Genomic DNA, 15,780 nt, shown 5'->3' on the forward strand with positions numbered 1-15,780 from the left:
GGATGAGTAAAATGAAAAGATGGCTGACATTAGGAGCTTTGGTATTAAGTGCAACTTTGCTGATGACAGGTTGCGGCGGTAACGAGAAGGGGACTGACAGCAGCGGCGGGGACAAACAAAAAGCCAGCGATGCTAGACCGCTGAGTTTTATGGAAGAATCAGAGATTGGTTCCATGGATACTATTTATACTCAAGATGAGCCAAGTATCAATGCCCAATCCAATGTTTTTGAAGGACTTTATCAGTTAGACAAGGATGATAATGTTATTCCTGCAGTTGCCAAGGAGATGCCGGAAATATCAGAAGACGGTAAAACTTATGTAATCAAGTTAAGAGAAGATTCAACATGGAGTAATGGCGATCCTGTCACGGCTCACGATTTTATTTTTGCTTGGAGAAAGTTAGTCAATCCTGAAAAGCAAGCTAACTATGTGTTCCTAACAGACGGTATGATTGAAAATGCCACTGATATCATCAACAATGGCAAAGACCCTAAAGAGTTAGGGGTTAAAGCAGTGGATGATTACACGATTGAAATCAAGTTGGAGAAACCAGTACCATATTTTACATCTCTACTTGCTTTCTCACCATTTTTCCCACAAAATGAAAAATTTGTCACGGAAAAAGGCAGTGAATATGGGACAAGCAGTGAAAATATTGTATCAAACGGACCGTTTATCATGAATAATTGGGATCAATCCTCCCTGACATGGGAACTGGAAAAAAATCCTGACTATTACGATGCGGATAAAGTAAAATCAGACCTTATCAATTTCCAAGTCATAAAAGAAACCAACACAGCTTTCAACCTTTTTGAGTCTGGGGAATTAGATATCGCCTTTTTATCTGGAGAGTTGGCACAGCAGAATGTGGATGACCCAGAATATGAAGCGATTCAACGTTCAAAAATCTATTCTATCCGGATGAATCAAATCAGAAACGGGAAAGATTCTATCTTTGCGAATGAAAATGTGCGTAAAGCTGTTGCTTATGCCATAGATAAAAAAGGGTTGGTAGACAATATTCTAGCAGACGGTTCAAAAGAAATTTATGGTTATATCCCATGGAACTTTGTTTTCAACCCAGAGACTAAAGCTGATTTCAGAGAAGATGCTGGAGAATTGGCTGTGACTGATGTCGAAAAAGCTAAAGAGTATTTGGCAAAGGCTAAAACAGAGTTGCAAGGTGATGTTGAGATGGAACTGTTAGCTAAAGATGGCGACAGTGATAAAAAAGTTGCTGAATTTATCCAAAGTCAACTGGAAGAATCTTTACCAGGATTGAAAGTTACCATTAAAACAGTGCCTTTGAATAACTCGATTGAAATCATCAAGAAAGGCGATTATGATTTGGCAATCGGCACTTGGGCACCGGACTATCAAGACCCGATGACTTTCTTTGAAAGCTATACAACGGGGAATACGTTAAACTATTCAAGTGAAAAGTACGACCAGTTAATCGATGATGTTATCAACAAGTATGGTAATGACCTTGGAAAACGTTGGGAAACATTGATTGAAGTAGAAAAACAGTTTGTTGAAGAAGATGCTGCTTTGATTCCTTTGTATCAACAAGGAAGAGCACAGCTGACAAGAGCTGGTTTGACAGGACTTGAGTACCATAATTTTGGTCCGACATGTATCTATAAATATGCTTACATCGAGTAATGTCAGACACCCCCTAAATTGTTTGACATATAAAAGGAACAGGTAAGTTTTTCTTACCTGTTCTTTGTTTTTGATTAAAATCAGTTCGATAAAAAAGTTTTATCAAACCCTACCGCCCTCCAAAAGTTAGACCAAAAAATTATCGTCTAGTATTGCTTTTTTCACCGGCAAGCTGACTTTTGTGACCCAATGTTCTTCGTTTAAACCTAGGGAAAAGTCAATGAGATATTCCTCTAAACTGGGACCGCAAATGCTGTATCCTTCTTTTTCGGCAAAATTCACCAAAGCATCATAGACTTCCAGCAAGTCAGTATAATTGCCATAATGAATAGTACTGATTACCAAGGCCGGTGCAACGATTTTAATATTTGGAGAGCTGATATTGGTATTTTTTACGGGAAAAAATACTTCCAAATCACCAATATCATTAATAAATTGATTTTCATAATTATCATGGAAAACGGCTGAAAATGGTCCCTGAATAGTTAAATTTAATTTTTCAACTAACTGAATAAGTTCGGCATACCGTCTCCAAAATATTTTACTGGCACTCACACTTGACTGGTAACGAATAGAAATAACTGTCTCAGGTTTTAGATAATTGAAAAAAATGTTTCGATCCCCATAATTTTCCACCTCATCAATAGAAGACTCAAGGATTTCAAATGTGTTTCTTGTGAAATCTAGCTGTCTTTGAACATCTGCAATGTCCTGTTGAAGGCAATGAATTTTTTCTTCTAATTTCTGTTTGACTTCCTGCAAATCACGATTTCTTTTCACTTTTCTTAATTCTGTCAATTCCATACCTAGTTGACGCATCCCTCGAATAACAAGAGCTTCAAGAGCCTTGTCATTGGAATATAAACGATAGTTATTTTCTGTGTCCCTTCCCGAAGGAGCTAAGAGTCCTTTTTGATCATAGAAACGAAGTGTTTGTGTACTGATACCGCAGATGTCGGACAGTTCGCCTATCGTATAGCTTTTTTGCTTGTCCAAGGCAGGATCATCTCCTTATGTGTCATTCCTGAGTAGTAGCCACATGTGCCTTAATGTATAAAAATCGCATTAAACTGAACATCCTTAGCTTCATTATAAAAATAATTTCCAAATAATACAAATAATAACTTGACCTTCTATTACTATAATCTTATAAAATCAAGGAAGATGGGACATTAGTGACCTAAAATATGTTTGTTTGGATGTCTGACGTGCTTCTTCAGGTTTTTGCTGAACAAAGGAACGTGATGAGGATAAAGTGATTAGAGGAGGGAGTCAAAGCTTTATCTGTAAATAAAAAATTTAGGAGGCGTTAAGAAGATGAAGGAAGAAAAAGTTGTCTACCCTTATATTCCAAATTCTAACCCTGAAACTCAAAGAGAAATGATGGACTTCGTCGGCGCAAAAGACATGTGGGACTTGTATGAAGAGATACCTGAAGAGTTAAGGTATAAAGAAAAACTCGCCATACCTGACGGCATATTAGATGAATTTGGTCTTAAAAAACACGTGGAAAAAATATTAGCTAAAAATAAGAATTGTGATGAGTTTACGAATTTTTTAGGTGCAGGCTGTGCCCAGCATTTTATCCCGGCGGTCGTTGATGAAATTACTACTCGTGGGGAGTTTTTAACTTGTTATGGTGCAGAAAGCTGGGGAGACCATGGAAAGTATCAAGCATTTGTGGAGTATAACTCGATGCTGGCGGAACTTTTAGATACTGAAGTGATGAGTGTCCCGCAATTTGACGGTGGACAGGCTATTTCAACTGCTATGGCGATGGCTTGCAGAATCACTGACCGGAAGAAAGTTTTGGTACCGGAGTTGATGAATCCGGGTTACAAATCTATTTTGGAAAATTATATGCATTCCGTTCAGGATGAGTTAGAAGTTCAAGTTGAATATATCAAATTTGAACCAGAAACTGGCAGGATTGATTTAGCTGACTTAAAAGAAAAATTAAATGAAGACGTCGCTGCTGTGATGATCGAAAACCCTGGATTTCTTGGTGTTTTAGAAGATCGTGGAGAAGAAATCGGGGAATTGGTGACATCCGTTGGGGCAGAATTTGTGGTATATGTCAATCCGATTTCATTAGGTATTTTAGAGGCGCCGGCGAATTATGGTGCCACTATCACATGTGGTGATTTACATAGTCTTGGTCTGCATCTGTCAGCCGGTAATGGACAAGCAGGATTCATTTCTACTCAAGGAGAAGCCAAATACTTAAATAACTATAAAGACTTTATTTATGGTTTTGCCGAGCCTGAAGTGGAAGGGGAATATGTCTTTGGCAATATGTTGATAGAACGGACTCACTATTCGAGAAGAGCGTTTGGTAACGAGTATACCGGAACAGGCACAAACTTGTGGATGATTTCTGCAGCTGTTTACATGGCTTTGATGGGACCCAAAGGGATGGAAGAAGTAGGTACAACGATCCTTTATAATAGTCGATACGCAGCGGAAAAAATTTCTCGGATTCCCAACGTATCACTGAAATTTACAAGCCCATTTTTCCAAGAGTTTGTAGTCGATTTTTCTCAGTCCGGTAAAACTGTTCAAGAAATCAATAAGCAACTATTGGCAAATGAAATTTTCGGCGGTTTGGATTTGACCGGCTGTTATGAGGATTTTGATCATTGCGCTCTATATTGTGTCACAGAAGTGAACACTCGTGAAGAAATTGATTTCCTAGTAGAGTGTTTAGAGAAGATATTGAAATAGACTAAAAAAGGGAGGAGAATGACCATGGGACAAGATCAAGAAACTCTGTTGAGAGATTTTCACCAGGCACGTTGGAGTGAACCGATTATTTATGAAATGAGTACGCCAGGAGAGCGTGGTGTTATCACACCAGCAGTCGATAAAAAAATAAAAGACAAATTAAGGAATAAAGAGAACATGATTCCCGAGTCTTTGAAACGTAAAAAAATGGTTGATTTGCCAGAGATAGGTCAAATGAGAGTGAATCGCCACTACATGCGGCTGTCTCAGGAAACATTGGGAAATGACGTCAGTGTGGATATCGGTCAGGGAACATGTACGATGAAGTATAGTCCAAAAGTTCAGGAACATTTAGTCTCTAGGAATAGTAATATCGCCTCTGTCCATCCGTATCAAGACGAATCAACGATTCAAGGATTGCTTGAAATTTACTATAAAACAGAACAGTACTTAAAAGAAATTTCGGGAATGGATGCTTTTTCATTCCAACCAGGTGGAGGGGCTCAGGCAATTTATACTAACGCAGTCATTGTTAGAAAATACTTTGAGGATAAAGGCGAAGACCGGGATGAAATCGTAACGACTATCTTTTCACACCCGGCTGACGCAGGAGCTCCCGCGACGTGCGGGTATAAAGTCATTGATTTAATGCATGATAAAGATCAAGGCTACCCGACGCTGGAAGCATTCAAAGCTGCCCTTTCCGAAAAAACAGCGGCTATCTTTATTACTAACCCTGAAGATACAGGTATTTTCAATCCGCGGATTAAAGAATATGTGGATGCGGCCCATGAAGTCGGCGCAGTTGCTGTTTACGATCAGGCAAATGTAAATGGCATCATGGGAATCACTCGGGCAAAAGAAGCAGGGTTTGATTTGATTCACTACAATCTCCATAAAACATTTTCTGCTCCTCACGGCGGTATGGGACCGGGCGTAGGGGCACTGGGAGCTAGAGGTGTCTTTAAAGATTATATTCCGGTACCTAAAGTCAGCTTTGACGGAGAAAAATATCTTTTGGAACATGAGGTCAAGCAGTCTATCGGCAAGGTTCGTTCCTTTATAGGAAATGCTGCGATTATTGTACGTGTGTACATGTGGCTTAGAAGTTTAGGAGCTGACGGCGTCCGGGAAGCAGCCAAATGTGCTGTGCTGAACAATCAATATGCAATCAAGAAAATTTCTCAAATCAGAGGAGTGACGATGTATTACGCAGAAGGCAAACGTCGAATCGAACAATGCCGTTATAGCTGGGAACAGATGAAGGAAGAGACGGGTCTCGGAACAGAGGATGTTCAAAGGCGTTTAGTGGATTACAGTATGGAGCACTATTGGGAATCACATCACCCTCATATCGTTCCAGAACCATTTACTCTTGAGCCGACAGATTCTTACAGTAAAAAAGATGTGGATGAGTTTATCGCAGTATTGGAAAAAATTTCTTGGGAATGCTACAACGACCCAGAAGTTATCAGGACGGCTCCACACAACGCTCCTTGTCACGGCATTAAAAATTACTATGAGTCTGATCCAGCAAACGTTATCTGCTCATGGCGGCAATACAAGAAGAAGTACGGTATCGACTAATGCTGATTGGGCTGATAGTTAATCCAATTGCTGGAATTGGAGGCCCTGCAGGTTTGAAAGGGAGCGACAGTGAAGAGATTCAACGATTGGCTGTGAGTTTGGGGAGCGAGTATCGCTCTAACGAAAAAACCAAGATAGCTCTCTCTGAGTTGACTGAAGAAAAGGATCAGCTGATGTTTTTGACTGGATCAGGTCTGATGGGAGAAGATGTGGTGAAGTCCTTAGGTTTTTCTTATCAGATTCTTGATGAAAAGAAAGAGCGGACGACCAGTGAAGATACGTTGATGTTGGCGAAAATCATGAAGGAAAAAAAGGTGGATCTGATTGTCTTTTCTGGAGGAGATGGTACGGCAAGAGATATTTATAATGCCATCGGACTTTCAATTCCTTGTGTGGGAATTCCGGCGGGTGTTAAAATCCACTCCGCCGTCTATGCCAATAACCCTAAAGATGCGGGTGTATTGATTAAACAGTATGTTAATCAGTTTGGAGAGAGCGCTACGGTTGATTGTGAAGTCATGGATATTGATGAGGAAAAATTTCGTCAAAATATTGTCGACGCTAAACTTTATGGCTATTTAAAAATTCCCTTTGCGAGAAATTTGATGCAGCAATCTAAAGCGTCCATTAAATTCAGTGAGCATGATTTACAAGGAATTGCTGATGAAATTATTGAAAGAATGGCAAAAAAAGATGACAATACTTGCTACATCTTTGGGACAGGAGGCACGACCCATACGATATTGGAGAAGCTTGGCCTAAAGGGCAGTCTCTTAGGTGTAGATGTGGTCTTTCAAAAGAACGTGGTTATTAAAGACGGAGCTGAAAGAGATATTTACGAATACATCCGTGGTAAAGATGTCATTTTAATTCTGACTGTTATTGGAGGACAAGGTCATATTTTCGGGCGCGGCAATCAGCAGCTAAGTCCCCGAGTTATCAGAGAAATTCGAAAAGAAAATATTTGGATTGTAGCTACGGCGGATAAACTGTACTCCCTTCATGATAATTTACTGCATGTGGATACTTCAGACCCTGACCTAGATGAGGAACTGTCGGGCTATTGGAGAATTATTGTAGGGTGGCATGAAGAGATTGTTTGTCAGGTAGCGGTTTAGGTAGAAAATTTTGGTTAGTTATTCAAGTTTTACAGCTATTTCATTGAAATAATACGTTTGTTAAATAAAAAACTGCGCGGGATTACAGTACCATCTGACTGATTTTGCGCAGTTTTAATATAATGACGTACTTTGTCATTTACTAGCAAATTAATTTCATTAAAGTAAGGGAGATAAATCCAAATGGCGGGAAATTAGTTGGTATGTTTGCTGTTTGCAATGGCTCTTTCATTAAGGTGAATAATAATTCCAATCATTGTTCTAGGGCTGGGCGAAGCAGAATATGCACACAGTTTAAACGAGAAATTACAAATATCTAATTTACTCGATGTTTGTAAAATATACGCATTAATTATTGCTGAATTTTGTGGACTGGTGGAAAGAAATTTTAGTAAAATAGTTTAAATATAATTTTTTTGAGAATATTGTTATCCTTGAAACAGACTTCTCTTAAAGTAAAAAAATCTAAATTTTGTCTTGAGCGTGATTGTAAAATCAAATAATTTTAGTAGTAAAAGCCACCCGCTATATTTGCAGGTGGCTGATGTCGTTTTGAGAATAATTAGTAAATTATTCGTCTTCTGGTTGCCAGCCGCTTCCTGGGCTTTCTGGTAGAGTAGAGCCTCCGTCAAATACGATGGCTGAGCCTGTGACATAACTGGAATCTTCAGTTGCTAAGAAAAGTGCAACTTTCCCAGCTTCCTCAGCAGTTCCTAAACGACCCATTGGGACTGTTTTCGCAAGTCCATCCAGTATTTTTTGCGGGTCACTTGGATTGGCTTCTTTACTAGATTTCTGTGTCATTGGTGTGTTAATCATGCCAGGCAAAATCGCATTGACAGTAATATTTTTAGGAGCAAACTCAACCGCCAAAGCTTTTGTCAATGCCATGATAGCGCCCTTACTTGCAGCGTAGGCAGTCATGCTAGGGTCTACCACCATCACGCCAGTTACAGAAGCAAAATTTATGACTTTTCCGTAATTGTTCTTCAGCATAAAAGGAATAGCAGCTTGACAAGAATTCCAGATACCGCCAAAATTTATATCCATCATGTCAGATAAGATTTTCCCATCTGCATTAAAGAAGGACGCCTGAGTGCCGATTCCGGCGGCATTGACCAAGATATCCAAATGACCGTATTTGTCGAAGATATTTTGATATATCTCTTTTAATTTTTCCTTATCTCTGACATCAACTTGGAAGGTTTCAACTAAAAAGTCATTTTCCTTTAATTCTTCCTGTGTTTTTATTAAGTCTTTGGAGAAATCGATTAAAATTACCTTAGCTCCTTCTTTTGCAAAAACTTCAGCAGTTCCTTTACCCATACCCATTGCGCCACCAGTAATTACAGCAACTTTATCTTTTAATCTCATTTTAATTCCTCCTTAAAATGTAAACTATATCGCTGAAAAAATTTCTTTATCAACCTTATTCCATGAGTTTCATACTTTGGACACGCGGTAAGATAGCATCAGAAAACTTATTAGCTAACCACAGCGCACTTAGTCCTGCGGTCATTTTTCCAATAACAACTGGCAGAATCATATCAGGTGCAACGCCAGCGGTGAAGCCTAAGTGATCTCCCAAGACCCATGCAGCCGAAACACCAAATGAAATATTTAATAATTTCCCTTTAGGATCCATGTCTTTGACCATGTTAAACGTCGGAATAATACTTGCAAGAGTTGCAATGAATCCAGCAGTTGCGGCTTCATTCATGTTGAGTTTTTTTCCAAGTGTATTTAAGACATTACTGAAAGTCCGAGTGAGCCATTCGATGAATGGAAATGTTCCAGTTAAAACAAGCCCAATTTCTCCAACAACTAGCAAACTTTCTTTTAGGGGAGAAAGTTCTCCTGGAGCGGCTGGTTCTACCATCAAATAAAATAAAGGGAGTCGGATATCTGTAATTTGCTGAAAAATTGCGATTGCTGTACCAATTGTTATCATAATTATCACGCCATTTCCAAAGGCGGAGAACCCTTTCATCATTGATTGGGGTCTGAGCCACATTCCTACAGCTATTAAAATGGCGAGGATAACTACGGGAATTAGATTAATTAAAATCTTTCCTAAACTAAGAGAAAACCCCGTTAGATTCATTAAAAGCCCTCCAACGAGACTTCCAAGGGGGATAGTGATGATAGCCATAAGCACACCTGCTGAAAAATATGCTAAATCTTTTTTTTCGAGAATTGACAGTGCTAAAGGAATTATGCCAACGATCATCACTCCCATCATACTTCCTAAAATAAGACCTGAGAAGTTACCGATTGCTACATCATTTTCAGCAATTTCTTTAGCTAAAGAGTAGGCACCAGCATCATTGGCAAGTATTGTTCCTGCAAACATCGCTGGAGAAGCACCAAATAATTTGTAAATCGGGGAAATGATTGGTTGCAAAATTTGTTTCAAAACGGGAGTTAACGAGATAATTCCTACCATACTTATAGCCAAAGGACCCATAGTAATGAACCCTTCATCAAATTTATCGCCATACCCTTTTTTATTACCGCGTATTTTATCAATGGCACCAACAAACATAAAGAAAATCAAAACATACATGACTAGCTTACTGAATGAAAAATCCTTTTTGACTAACTCTAATGACTGGGTAAAGACATCCGTGTTCTTTACACTTTCTAAAAGTTCATCAAACATTTGTAAACCTCCTTCCTAAAATGCCCTGACTATGTCTAATTGACATGAAAGTGTCTTTCATGAAAATTTTGAAACCACAATTGTTCTGCGAAGAATAGAAGTTTAACTTTAAGAGATAAGATTTAAGACAATTATGTCATCTTAAGTGTAAAAGATTAGAGTAATGGAAGGTCAAGAGAAGAGATGGATTTTTTCAAAGAAAAAAAGTTAAAATGCTAAAAAGTATCAAATCAACGGTTAAAAGAAGTATGATATAATACTATTTAAGTTTGTCTTAGAAAAATTTGCTGTTTGATGGATTTCTTTTTGGGATTATTTGCAAAAAAAATCTGTAAGCCAGACACCATTATTCATACAGTAGAACAAAGATTTGTTATTTGGATGATTTTGCAGGTCAAGTCATCAAATCTTTAATGAAAGAAGGAATAAAATGAAAATTGAATGGTCAAAATATTTAAAAGAAGATCCAAATTTTTCTGCGTTGACAGAAAATCAGGAATACATAAACGTTTGGGAAATTTTTTTGCAGCAGCATCAACAAGAATTGAACAAACAAAAGGAAGAATTGATTTTAGTTGGAGGAAATCTGACAATCGAGGCTCCCCATATGATTTTGGAATATTTACTGATTAATAATAAGTCCAATACAATCAAGGATGTAGAAATAGGGGTTACTTTATTCATTCGGGGAGAAAAGTATTTCAAAGGCAAATTAATTACTCCAAAAGAACGCTACGCTGATTTTGAGCCTAATACCGCACGATTGGATCTTATTGATTTTGGCAGTCAAAATCTTGAAGACGCTATTTTGACTCCGGAGGACTATGAGCTAAAAATTGATTACTGCAAAGAGAAACAATCAGAATAAAAGCAGGTAAGCCGCACCCGTTTGACTTCCAAAATTTTCAACTTGAATTTTCTGTGTTAGGTATGAAACAACCATTGACATAAGTTATCATTTCAATAAAAAGAAGCTGTCATCTCAAATAACGGCTTCTTTTTCAATCCTCAGAGTAAAATAAAATCAATCGAAAATGTTTTTATTTTAAGAATTTTCAGATTGAAGGTCCATTAAAGCGGACATGGTAAAATAGTAGATGTTTTTATTTTTTAACGATGGGAATAAAAATCATCACTTGTTAGGAGTACATTTATGGAAAAAAATAAGTTTAAACTAAAAGATTTTTTGACGTTAATCAATCAAGCAAACAATAAAAAATTAATTTTTGTTTTAGGCTTGATTCTTAGCTTGGCGACAACAGGTTCTTCGCTGCTGCTTCCACAATTGACAAGAAGTCTGATAGACACGGCCCAACTCGCCAAAATTGACCGAAGCATGTTGTTGGCACTATTATCTTTATTTGCTGTTCAGCTATTACTTGGTGCTTTAGGAGGTTTTTTTCTTCGCCTTGCGGGTGAAACGACCGTGGCAAATTTAAGAAACAGAGTTTGGCGTCATTTGATTCGTTTACCTATCAGTTATTTTGATGAACATAAAAGTGGTGAAATAAGCTCAAGACTGGTGAATGATACCATGATAATAAAAGAGTTGGTCTCTGGTTATTTCCCCTCATTTATCACCGGGATGATTCAGTTAGTCGGTGCCTTGGTTATTTTATTTTTAACTGATTGGAAAATGGCGGCACTTATCTTTACAGTTGTGCCTATCGTAGTGCTTATCATGGTTCCTATCGGTGCGATCATGGTGAAATTAGGAAAAGCCTTGCAGCAAACTACTGCTGACTTTAATGGAGAAGCCACAGAAAAACTGGGAGAAATTCGTTTGATAAAAGCGTCTAACGGAGAAGAAGTGGAAGAAAAACGTGGGGCAGCTTTGATACAAAGAATTTTGGATGTCAGTATAAAAGAAGCCAAAGTCAGTGCATTGTTGCAACCCATCATGAGCACAGCAATATTTGGGATGTTTATCGGTATTTTAGGTTACGGTGCTATCAGGGTCCAAGCAGGCACTCTTTCCACAGGGACTCTCGTTGCTTTTTTACTTTATTTATTTAATATTTTGATGCCGGCAGCTAGTTTTCCCATCTTTTTTACTCAGGTACAAAAAGCCAGAGGAGCAACGGAAAGGATTCAGGAACTGCTGAACACGCCAAAAGAAGATTTTGCCTCTGGAGAGGATATTAATATTACTGGCAAGAGTGTATCGGTGATTGATGTCGATTTTTCTTATGAAGAAGGCCGGCAAGTGTTACAAGAGGTTTCTTTTTCAGCCTCTCCTAATTCAGTGATCGCTTTTGCTGGTCCAAGTGGGGGTGGAAAGTCTACGATTTTTTCATTGTTGGAAAGATTTTATCCAGTCGATAATGGAGAAATTAATGTGGCTAATGAGGCAATCGAAAACATAAACCTTCATAGTTGGCGCAGACAAGTAGGATATGTTTCTCAGGACTCTGCGATATTTTCTGGAAGTATCCGTGATAATCTTCAATATGGATTAAAAGAAACACTTTCTGATGATGAGCTTTGGCGAGGACTGGAGCTTGCCTATGCTAATCATTTTGTATCGGATTTTCCCGAAAAATTGGAGACAGAAGTGGGAGAGCGTGGAGTTAAACTTTCTGGTGGTCAGAAACAACGTTTAGCTATTGCCAGAGCATTTTTGAGAGATCCTAAAATTTTAATGCTGGATGAGGCGACAGCTAGTTTGGATTCTAAATCGGAAGAACAAGTCCAAAGAGCGCTGGAACATTTGATGGAAGGGCGAACAGCATTTGTTATCGCCCATAGATTGTCTACTATAGTTGATGCAGATCAGATTTATTTTGTGGAAAACGGCAAAATTACCGGCAGCGGAACCCACCAAGAATTATTGGAAAACCATCCTTTATATGGAGAATATGTCAAAGAACAAGTGTTGGCTTAAAAAATAGATATCCAATTTTCCAGTATATCCTCAATAGTTAGACTTTAGTCGGATTTTTTTACAATTTGTTTTCAGAAACCCTTTAGCATGATATGATGTTTTCAGATGTTAGTTCATAGTTTAGAAGTGAAAATTATAAAAGCGGGTGAGAAAATGAGTTGCTTAGGAAATATCATATGGTTTATTTTTGGTGGTTTTTTAGGCGGATTAGGCTGGACAATTGTCGGTCTGATTTGGTGCGTGACAATTATCGGTATTCCTGTGGGTCTCCAATGTTTTAAACTGGCAGGATTAAGTTTTTGGCCCTTTGGCAAAGAGGTAGTGTACGATAGCAGCGGTGTTAGTTTTCTGATCAATATCCTTTGGTTGATCTTTGGAGGGATTGAATTAGCGATAGCACATTGTATCAGCGGGCTTCTTTTGTGTCTGACGATTATTGGTATCCCTTTTGCGATGCAGTCATTCAAACTGGCTAAGCTGGCATTGATGCCTTTTGGTGCCAGAGTAGTGGCGTCCCGTTATTGATTTGATTCAATGAGAAAACTCTCCACATGGTATACTCATAAAAACTTGATTCATCATGATTGAAGCAGCTTACTATAAAGTAAACTGCTTTTTAATTGATGAGATAAGGGAATCTTTTACGGAAGACTGTTAAAGCTTTCATACCCAAAAAAGAAGCAAAAAAAGCTTTGATGACTTCTGGTAAAATGAAAGGCAGAATGCCTATTTTTAAAGCTTCAATCATAGAAGTATCTAAATATATTTTTAAGCCGATTGCTCCAACAAAGAGTGAAATCATTGCACCAAAAACATTAACTAGAAGCACCCAAATAAAACTATTAGATTTTTTGGAAATTAAAAAAGAGATAAAAAAAGCACTGAAAAAAAAGCCAATCAAGTAACCTCCCGTTGGACCTAAAACAGTTGCTAAACCGCCTGAAAATCCTGCGAAAACAGGAATGCCAATGATTCCCATCAATAAATAAATTCCCACAGCGCAAACAGATATGCTCGGGGGAACAAGTGTAGCAACGAAACCTACGGCGAAAGTTTGTCCAGTCAAGGGAATCAGTCCTAGAGGAATCGTTAATTGAGAAACGATAGCGATAAAGACTGCAAGTTGGGCAGAAATGGTGATATTTTTTACTGAAAACTTCATGTGTTAACCTCCTTGTTTTGATGTTAACTTTAACATAAAAAATTGATTAAAGAAAGAGGATATAAGCTATCCTTTTATTTTTTTTTGTTGTAGGATGAGTATGGTACAAAAAGAAATTGATTTTCTAGGGGGAAACGTGTTGTGAGGAGGATTCGAGAGTTTAACCAAAATTATGAGATAGTCACCAGATGTGTTGTTATTTTAATCAATGCATTATTAGCAGCTATTGGTTTGAACTTATTTTTGATTCCTGCCAATGTTTTTTCGGCCGGTTTAAATGGTGTATCACAATTACTTTCAGAAGCATTAAATATTTTTTCAGGTATCACCGTCGATACTGGAATTTTAGTTTTTTTACTTAATATCCCTGTCTTTATGTTAGGATGGATTAAACTTGGACCTAAAGCTACCATTTATAGTTTTTTGACTGTCTTTAGTTTCTCGATCTCGCTACTCCTAATTCCTGTGCATGCCATTGTTGAAGATACATTGCTTAATGCCATAGTGGGCGGTGTATTAGTAGGAATTGGTGCCGCTTTATGTCTGAAGTTTGGTTTTACTACTGGTGGCTTTGATGTGCTCTCAGTCATTATTGCCAAATCAACTGGTAAATCTGTTGGAAATATGATGTTTCTAATGAATTTGCTCATCATTATGTTAGCAGGACTTTTATTCAACTGGGAACAGGCGATTTATACAGTTATTTCGATTTATTGTTTAAGCATCGTGGTAGATAAGATTCATACAAGTGGAAACAAACTGACACTGATGATCATCTCAGATATTCCAGAGGATAATATGGTGCAACAGTTGCGGAAGACTGTTGTTAGAGGAATTACTATTTTTCCAGGCAAGGGCGGCATTTCGAAAAAAGAGCGTTCTGTCTATATGATTGTCGTCAGTCGTTATGAATTATATGACATTGAAAAAGCCATTTATGAAGTTGATCCCCATGCCTTTGTTAACGTGATGCCTACGGAACATGTGATGGGATTGTTTTACACTGAAAACCAGCAAAAAGAAATGTTAAGGAATGCCTACGGACAAGTAGAATAGTGGTTTAAATTTTCCTGATTTTTTGATACAATCATCTTAATGATTTTGTTGAGGCGATACTGTATGTTTACAGAGTATCCTGTATGATGTTGCTAAATGAAGAGGGAGAATGACAAATGATAGAAGTACACCGTAAAACAATTGCTGGAATCCCGGTCCTTGAGGTTATAAAAGAAAATTATCGTGAGGAGATGCGTCCCCTTGTTTTTTTCTATCACGGTTGGACCGGCACTAAAGAAGCAGTTCTTGTGAATGGTTATGAACTTGCGAAGAGAGGCATGAGAGCTGTTCTGCCTGAAGCAATCTTTCATGGAGAAAGAAAAGATCATCTTGAAACAGAAGAACATTTTATGGAATTTTGGAATATAGTTCTTAAAAATATTGCGGAATTTCCTTCGATTGTTGATGCATATGTGGAGATGGGTCTGGCTTCGAAAGAGCAGGTGGGGGTTACCGGGCTTTCAATGGGTGGCATCACTACTTGTGGCGTGATGGCAAGTTATCCATGGGTAAAAGCAGGTGATTGCTTGATGGGTACGCCTTGTTTTGTAGATTTCACCCAAAAAATGTTGGCAGGCGTTGATGAAGCCACGTGTTCTTCTGCTGAAGTTGAAGAAACGATAGCTCAGTTAGAAGTATTGGATTTGAGTTTACATCCAGAAAAACTAATGGGACGTCCTCTTCATTTTTGGCACGGTACGGAAGATGATACAGTTCCTTATCAGCCCACCTTTGACTTTTATCTAAAAAATAAATCAGAAGATTTTGGGCAGTCCTTAACATTTACGACCACTGATGATGGACATAAAGTGCCTTATAAGATTACAATAGAGATGGCAGAATTTTTTAAGAAACAATTTTAAAAAAATCAGCAGTTAAATAAAATTCACACAATTTTGAAAATAGGGAGGATGTTTTAA

13 protein-coding genes are annotated in these 15,780 nt (G+C 38.0%); 9 read left to right on the forward strand and 4 right to left on the reverse strand.

Features of this window, described 5'->3' with window-relative positions; translation table 11 throughout:
• The first annotated feature begins 11 nt into the window (after positions 1-11).
• The gene (locus CBF29_RS00115; protein WP_126805983.1) at positions 12-1,667 is read left to right on the forward strand and encodes a peptide ABC transporter substrate-binding protein; all 1,656 of its coding nucleotides are present in this window, start codon (positions 12-14) and stop codon (positions 1,665-1,667) included.
• Between the two features lie 126 nt (positions 1,668-1,793).
• Here CBF29_RS00115 and CBF29_RS00120 read toward each other — a convergent pair whose 3' ends face one another.
• A complete protein-coding gene (locus CBF29_RS00120) occupies positions 1,794-2,663 on the reverse strand; it encodes a MerR family transcriptional regulator (RefSeq protein ID WP_126805985.1) in 870 nt (289 codons plus the stop codon).
• Between the two features lie 321 nt (positions 2,664-2,984).
• On the opposite strand from CBF29_RS00120, the gene gcvPA reads away from it, so the two are divergent.
• From gcvPA to CBF29_RS00135, 3 genes are read left to right on the forward strand one after another with little or no spacing between them, the layout of a single operon-like run.
• Positions 2,985-4,391, forward strand: coding sequence for an aminomethyl-transferring glycine dehydrogenase subunit GcvPA (gene gcvPA, locus CBF29_RS00125; RefSeq protein ID WP_126805987.1), 1,407 nt, complete (start codon positions 2,985-2,987; stop codon positions 4,389-4,391).
• 24 nt (positions 4,392-4,415) lie between these two features.
• On the forward strand, positions 4,416-5,978 hold the full coding sequence (gcvPB, locus tag CBF29_RS00130; RefSeq protein WP_126805989.1) for an aminomethyl-transferring glycine dehydrogenase subunit GcvPB: 1,563 nt from the start codon (positions 4,416-4,418) through the stop codon (positions 5,976-5,978).
• Positions 5,942-7,096 carry an ATP-NAD kinase family protein gene (locus tag CBF29_RS00135; RefSeq protein ID WP_126805991.1) on the forward strand — a complete coding sequence of 385 codons (1,155 nt, stop codon included), beginning with the start codon at positions 5,942-5,944 and terminating at the stop codon, positions 7,094-7,096. The genes gcvPB and CBF29_RS00135 overlap by 37 nt, the downstream gene beginning before the upstream one ends.
• A 570-nt stretch (positions 7,097-7,666) precedes the next feature.
• On the opposite strand, the gene CBF29_RS00140 is transcribed toward CBF29_RS00135, so the two are convergent.
• Positions 7,667-8,470, reverse strand: coding sequence for a glucose 1-dehydrogenase (locus CBF29_RS00140; protein WP_126805994.1), 804 nt, complete (start codon positions 8,468-8,470; stop codon positions 7,667-7,669).
• 55 nt (positions 8,471-8,525) lie between these two features.
• Positions 8,526-9,758, reverse strand: a complete 1,233-nt coding sequence (locus tag CBF29_RS00145) for an ethanolamine utilization protein EutH (protein ID WP_126805996.1) — start codon at positions 9,756-9,758, stop codon at positions 8,526-8,528.
• A gap of 430 nt (positions 9,759-10,188) precedes the next feature.
• Here CBF29_RS00145 and CBF29_RS00150 point away from each other — a divergent pair, with 430 nt between their 5' ends.
• From CBF29_RS00150 to CBF29_RS00160, 3 genes are all read left to right on the forward strand, one after another.
• Positions 10,189-10,626 (forward strand): hypothetical protein, encoded by a 438-nt coding sequence (locus tag CBF29_RS00150; RefSeq protein ID WP_126805999.1) that lies wholly within the window; start codon positions 10,189-10,191, stop codon positions 10,624-10,626.
• A gap of 285 nt (positions 10,627-10,911) precedes the next feature.
• On the forward strand, positions 10,912-12,642 hold the full coding sequence (locus CBF29_RS00155; protein ID WP_126806002.1) for an ABC transporter ATP-binding protein: 1,731 nt from the start codon (positions 10,912-10,914) through the stop codon (positions 12,640-12,642).
• Positions 12,643-12,795: 153 nt separating this feature from the next.
• On the forward strand, positions 12,796-13,167 hold the full coding sequence (locus tag CBF29_RS00160) for a YccF domain-containing protein (protein ID WP_126806004.1): 372 nt from the start codon (positions 12,796-12,798) through the stop codon (positions 13,165-13,167).
• A 91-nt stretch (positions 13,168-13,258) separates the two neighbouring features.
• Here the strand turns inward: CBF29_RS00160 and CBF29_RS00165 are convergent, their stop codons facing one another.
• On the reverse strand, positions 13,259-13,804 hold the full coding sequence (locus CBF29_RS00165) for a biotin transporter BioY (RefSeq protein WP_126806007.1): 546 nt from the start codon (positions 13,802-13,804) through the stop codon (positions 13,259-13,261).
• A gap of 141 nt (positions 13,805-13,945) precedes the next feature.
• On the opposite strand from CBF29_RS00165, the gene CBF29_RS00170 reads away from it, so the two are divergent.
• Both CBF29_RS00170 and CBF29_RS00175 read left to right on the forward strand, forming a co-directional pair.
• Complete coding sequence (locus tag CBF29_RS00170; RefSeq protein WP_245987212.1) at positions 13,946-14,860, forward strand: YitT family protein; 915 nt, start codon at positions 13,946-13,948, stop codon at positions 14,858-14,860.
• A gap of 116 nt (positions 14,861-14,976) precedes the next feature.
• Entirely contained in the window at positions 14,977-15,723 is a 747-nt protein-coding gene (locus CBF29_RS00175; RefSeq protein ID WP_126806009.1) for a prolyl oligopeptidase family serine peptidase, read from the forward strand.
• Positions 15,724-15,780: the final 57 nt, after the last annotated feature.

It is taken from the genome of Vagococcus elongatus (assembly GCF_003987645.1).
Taxonomy (GTDB): domain Bacteria; phylum Bacillota; class Bacilli; order Lactobacillales; family Vagococcaceae; genus Vagococcus_A; species Vagococcus_A elongatus.